Origin of the sequence: Sulfurovum sp. bin170, assembly GCF_010892395.1 — a bacterium.
GTDB lineage: Bacteria > Campylobacterota > Campylobacteria > Campylobacterales > Sulfurovaceae > UBA1140.
In genome coordinates, this window is sequence record NZ_JAACKB010000050.1 from 1 (window position 1) to 5465 (window position 5465).

The 5465-nt window shown below is 37.2% G+C and carries 6 protein-coding genes; 4 read left to right on the top strand and 2 right to left on the bottom strand.

Annotation, left to right across the window (positions count from 1 at the left end; genetic code table 11):
• Positions 1–24 precede the first annotated feature (24 nt).
• Together GSY74_RS01120 and GSY74_RS01125 are read right to left on the bottom strand one after the other, a co-directional pair.
• Positions 25–801 carry a patatin-like phospholipase family protein gene (locus GSY74_RS01120; RefSeq protein WP_164663258.1) on the bottom strand — a complete coding sequence of 259 codons (777 nt, stop codon included), beginning with the start codon at positions 799–801 and terminating at the stop codon, positions 25–27.
• Between the two features lie 3 nt (positions 802–804).
• Entirely contained in the window at positions 805–1227 is a 423-nt protein-coding gene (locus tag GSY74_RS01125) for a c-type cytochrome (RefSeq protein WP_370518754.1), read from the bottom strand.
• Between the two features lie 67 nt (positions 1228–1294).
• Between GSY74_RS01125 and folD the strand changes: the two genes are divergently transcribed.
• From folD to GSY74_RS01145, 4 genes are all read left to right on the top strand, one after another.
• Complete coding sequence (folD, locus tag GSY74_RS01130) at positions 1295–2149, top strand: bifunctional methylenetetrahydrofolate dehydrogenase/methenyltetrahydrofolate cyclohydrolase FolD (protein WP_164663259.1); 855 nt, start codon at positions 1295–1297, stop codon at positions 2147–2149.
• The gene (lepB, locus tag GSY74_RS01135; protein WP_164663260.1) at positions 2149–3000 is read left to right on the top strand and encodes a signal peptidase I; all 852 of its coding nucleotides are present in this window, start codon (positions 2149–2151) and stop codon (positions 2998–3000) included. Before folD ends, lepB begins: the two co-directional genes overlap by 1 nt.
• 39 nt (positions 3001–3039) lie before the next feature.
• Positions 3040–3492, top strand: a complete 453-nt coding sequence (gene rpiB / locus GSY74_RS01140) for a ribose 5-phosphate isomerase B (protein WP_164663261.1) — start codon at positions 3040–3042, stop codon at positions 3490–3492.
• Positions 3493–3697: 205 nt separating this feature from the next.
• Positions 3698–5314 (top strand): glycosyltransferase, encoded by a 1617-nt coding sequence (locus GSY74_RS01145; RefSeq protein WP_164663262.1) that lies wholly within the window; start codon positions 3698–3700, stop codon positions 5312–5314.
• Positions 5315–5465: the final 151 nt, after the last annotated feature.

Consider the following 5465-nt stretch of genomic DNA (forward strand, 5'->3'; position numbering starts at 1 on the left):
GGGACTGAAGTCTCCGATTCCAAGCTAATTTAAAAGTTCCAATCCCAAAGCCCTAATCTCATCTACTTTATGAAAGTGAAAAGTTTTATAATCTTTGGTTTCAGGCTCTAGTAGTAAAATATTCTTATTACTATTTTTTATATGTGTTTGTGTCTGATTATAGATAAGCAGTCGCATAGACTTCTCAAACATCTCTAAAACATTACTTGTTTTAAAAAAGTTATCTGGCATCTCTTTTTGAAAAGAGTTCTCTCCCATAACATCTACAGCTAAAATATCATCAAAACTAGCCTCATTGATACCCAAATTTTCACATAGAAACCCATCACCATAGGTCTCTCCTCCTATGATATGTTCATCAAATATGCCAGGAATTGCCATAGTCGCCAATATGGCATCTTTTATATATATATCATCTTGTGAACAAAAAACTCTTTTATGTCCATTGAGCAAGTTGGTGGCGATGAGTTTAAGTGGGATAGTGGTATCTCTCATCTTCTTATCTTTGAAGATATTTTCAAAAATATTCTCTATCTTACGGTTCTCCACAATAGCATTGCCAGAGAATGAGAAGCTTATCCACTTGTAGACAGCTGAAAACTCTTCTATATATTTATGTATCTCCTTCTCTCTCATCCCTATAGCAAAACATGCTCCAATAATTCCACCCATGCTTGTACCTATAATCTCTTTGGGGAGGATACTATCTTTTTCTAAATCAGCTAATACTCCAAGATGTGCAATCCCTAAAGCACCACCACCAGAGAGTACTAGTGTAAAGTTTTTCTTTTTTATATTCATCTCTTATTTTTCTTTGACATCTTGGAGATAACTATAGATAGCTTTAACCTCTTCATCTGTTAAGTAGTACATGGGCATTATCTTATGTCTAACTCGACGATTGTTCTCATCTCTATATCGGTTTTTTAGACTTGCCTTTAGCTCCTCGAACGAGTACCCTGTAATATCTAATCCCTTTAAAATCTTTGGATTTTTATATTGGTCATAATATTTAGCAATCTTTTGACCACCTTTGCCCCCTTTTCCATGGCATTTGCTACATGAGATACCTCTTGGATTATCATATAACATCTCCCCATACTCAACTTCCAATAGAAAGCTATCAGCTGTCTCTGTAGTGTTTTCAGAACTCATATTATCATCTTCTATAGTTGCATTGGTGTCAGATAGCAGGTAGAGTGGTAGTAGAAGTAGTAGTAGTCTCACAATAAATAATACCTCTTAATAAAGATTTTTTGATATAATAGCGAAAAATTATCAAAACGAGAAAAGAATGCAACTTATTGATGGAAAAACCTTGTCTAAAAAAGTTCAAAACTTTGTTCATGCAGAGGTAGAGATACTTAAAACTGAAAAAAATATTGTTCCTGGTCTTGCCGTAGTTATTGTCGGTGATGACCCTGCAAGTCACGCTTATGTTTCTATGAAAGAGAAGGCGTGTAAGGCTGTGGGGTTCTACTCTATCACTCATAAAATGCCAAACACGATTAGTCAAGATGAGATAATAGAGATTATTATTATGATGAACAATAATCCTCATATTCATGGAATCTTGGTTCAGCTTCCGTTGCCAAAGCATATTGATACGAACAAAATTTTAGAGGTTATAGACCCCAAAAAAGATGTAGATGGTTTTCATGCTTATAATGTTGGTAGAATGGTAACTAATCTAGATAGTTTTGTATCTTGTACTCCACTTGGTGTTATGAAGATGTTTGAGGAGTATGATATATCGCTAGAGGGCAAAGATATTGTGGTAGTTGGAGCTAGTAATATTGTGGGGAAACCTATGGCATCTTTACTGATAAATGCTAATGCAACAGTAACTGTAGCACATATATATACAAAAGATTTGGCACGGCATACACGAGAGGCTGATATAGTGATAGTCGGTGTAGGTGTCCCACATTTAATTCAAGCAGATATGATAAAAGAGGGTGCAGTAGTGATAGATATTGGTATCAATCGTCTGGATGATGGCTCTTTGGTTGGTGATGTTGATTTTGACGCTGTACGCCCAAAATGTTCATATATTACACCAGTACCAGGAGGAGCAGGACCTATGACTATTGCTATGCTTCTTGAAAACACACTAAAATCAGCAAAACAGTTTGGGGAGCGTTCCTAATGAGATTTTTAAAAGCTTTTCATAGATTCTCTAGCACTTGGACTGGTACTATTATTATTGTACTTTTCCTTATATTTTTTGTGATTCAATCATTTGTCATTCCATCAGGTTCTATGAAACGAACCATGCATATAGGTGATTTTCTCTTTGCCAAAAAATTCTCTTATGGTATAACTATACCCACACTTCCATGGCTACAGATTCCTATAGTTCCTGATTTCAATGACAATGGACACTTGATAGAGGGAGATAAACCCCAAAGAGAAGATATAGTTATATTCTTATTTCCTGATGATAATAAGATTCACTATGTAAAACGATGTATCGCGACAGGTGGTGATGAGATAGTATACCAAGATAAACATCTCTATATTCACTTTTCAGAAGGAGATGAGTATATTACAAAAAACTATCCAGCCAATAAAATTAAAAAGTTTAATGGAAAACTTTGGGTAGACAATCCATATATGGATAAGTTCCCAGGGATTCAATATGAACCAGATAATCATGAGAGAATATTTAGACTTCTTATGAGAGGTTATGTTTATGGAACAGATGGTATAGATATGTCACCAATTTATGTCAAAGAGTTAGATGGTGAGGTTTTAAGAGTTAATGAAAAACCTGCCAATGCACTCTATAAAAAGGTAGAAAAGGGTAACTACTATATGGTTGGAGATAACAGAGACAACTCTAATGATAGCCGTTTTTGGGGCTCTGTACCGTATAAGTTGATAATAGGTAAGCCGTGGTTTATATATATGTCAATTGATTGGGATAGTTATAAGATTCGATGGGATAGAGTAGGGACATTTGTTGAAGATTTACAGCATGAAGAGCCGAGATACTAATTGGAGTCGGAGGCTTTAGCCCCGAAAGGAGGAGAGAAAATGAAATTTTATATAGCAACAGACCACGCAGGATATGCACTAAAAGAGTTTACCAAAGAGTATGTGATTTCAAAAGGTCATGAGATTATCGATCTTGGACCAGACTCTGCTGATAGAGTTGACTACCCAGATTTTGCCAAAAAATGTGCCAATGCTGTTATCTCTGACAAGGGTAGTTTTGGTATTCTTATCTGTGGTACTGGTATTGGTATATCTATCTCTGCCAATAAAGTAGCAGGTATCCGAGCAGGTCTCTGTCATGATGCCTATACAGCTATGGCGACTAGAGCTCATAACGATGCCAATATCTTATGTTTTGGTGAACGAGTGGTGGGTAGAGGTGTAGTAGAGAGCATGATAGATGCTTTTTGTGATACCGAGTTTGAGGGTGGACGACATGCAGGGCGTGTGGATAAGATAGAGGGTTGTAGTCTTGGGGCTGATTTAGGTTAAATTGGAACCGATGGCTTTAGCCTCGTCATGTTCGGGGCTGAAGCCTCCGATTCCAAATGAATTAGGAATTGTAAAATGGGTAGATTTGTTGTTTGGAGATTCCTTAAGCTTTTTATACTTTCGGAAACGGAGCGTTTACGCCCGAAAAATGGAGCAGGAGCCTTCCGATTCCAAATGAATATTGTAACAAAAGAAAGGTATCTCAATGATAATACTACATGGTTATCTACTGGAAGGTTCAGGAAGTAATCTCTGGACAAGAGCGATTATTAAAGCGATGTGCAAAAGTGGAAAAGATGTGCATCTAATGTGTCAAGAAAATCATCCAGAGATTTATGATTTTATCTCAACGGTTTACAAATATCACCCCAATGGTGAGATTGAAGAGGCTTTAGATAGGGAGACTCCGTATGAGGGCAGATGTATTATGCACAAGCCTGTTTTGGGAGATACTCTGCCTGTTTATGTTTGGGACTCGTATGAGGAGTTTTCTAATGTAATTCCTATGGTTGATTTGTCTGACGAAGAGGTGGAGCATTATATCTCCTATAATGCCAATGTTCTCAAACAGGTTGTTGAGAAATACGCTATCGAGTCTATTCTTGCCAATCATGCTGTTTTGATGTCGGTTGTAGCCCAGAGGGTTTATCAAGAGACCGATATAGATTTTGCGATTATGCCTCATGGAAGTGCATTAGAGTATGCGGTGAAGAGACAGAAAAGATTTTATGACTATGCACAGAGTGCGTTTAGTGATGCCAAAAAAATCTTTGTTATCGGAAAAGAGATGACCCATAGGCTCAATGAGACATTTGGAGATGATATAGAGAATCTTAACGATAAACTCTCTACTCTAAGACTTGGGGTTGATATTAGTCTCTTTGATTTGGTTGATGATAGAAGAGAGAGTATCGCTCTTTTGAAAAATCAGATAGAGATTGACCACAAAGGTAAAAGTTTAGAGATTACCGAAGCATTCCAAAGCACTCTGCATGAAGATTTGACCAAAGAGGAGCTTATCTCTCTTATTAAAGAGTATAATAGATATACGCCAAAAGCGATTGATAGAGATATTATAGAGAAACTGGAGGGGATTAATTGGGAAAAAGATAAAGTTCTACTTTTTGTAGGAAGATTTATCGCCAATAAAGGGCTTCATGCACTGGTCACCTCTCTGCCTTTTGTCTTGGAAAAAGAGCCAAATACCAAACTAATAGTGGTTGGACATGGACCTATCCGAGAGGTCAAAGAGGTATTTTTATGGGCAATCAAACACAACAAAAGAAAACTTGTTGAGAATATAATAGAGTGGGGAGCCACTCTGGAGCTGATTGGAGATGAGGAGTATATCGAGATAAAAGATTATTTCCAACAGCTAAAAGAGCAAAATAGACTTGATGAGTATTTTGAAAAAGCAAACAGGTATCTCAAACCTGAAAATATAATCTTCACAGGCTATCTCACGCACAATGAACTGCAATACCTATTCCCTTGTTGTGATGTTGCCATCTTCCCCTCACTGATAAAAGAGGCAGGGCCTTTGGTATTCCTCGAAGCGATGGCTAGTGGATCTTTCCCAATGGGAACCTACTTTGGTGGAATGGAAGTGATGATAGATGATGCCAGTCAAGTGATGAGCAAAGAGGAGGCAGAGTATATGAAACTCTCTTCTGATAAGCGATATTTGATTGACTCTTTGGAGAAGAATCTTCCCCATGCGATAGCGATTTCTCAAAAGTATAAAAATGAACTCAATAAAATAGTCAAAGATAATTATGATTGGACGATTATTGCTAAGAAGCTTTTGGAGGAGTTAGGCTAAAGCCATCGGTTACTTATATGCAATCTGCATTTTCGGAATCGGCGTGTTTACACCAATGCCAATGAATTAAGGAATTATAACTTGGGAAACTTGGAATCGGAAGGCTCTGCCTCCGCTGTTCGGGAGTAAACTCTCCGTTTCCAAAAAAATA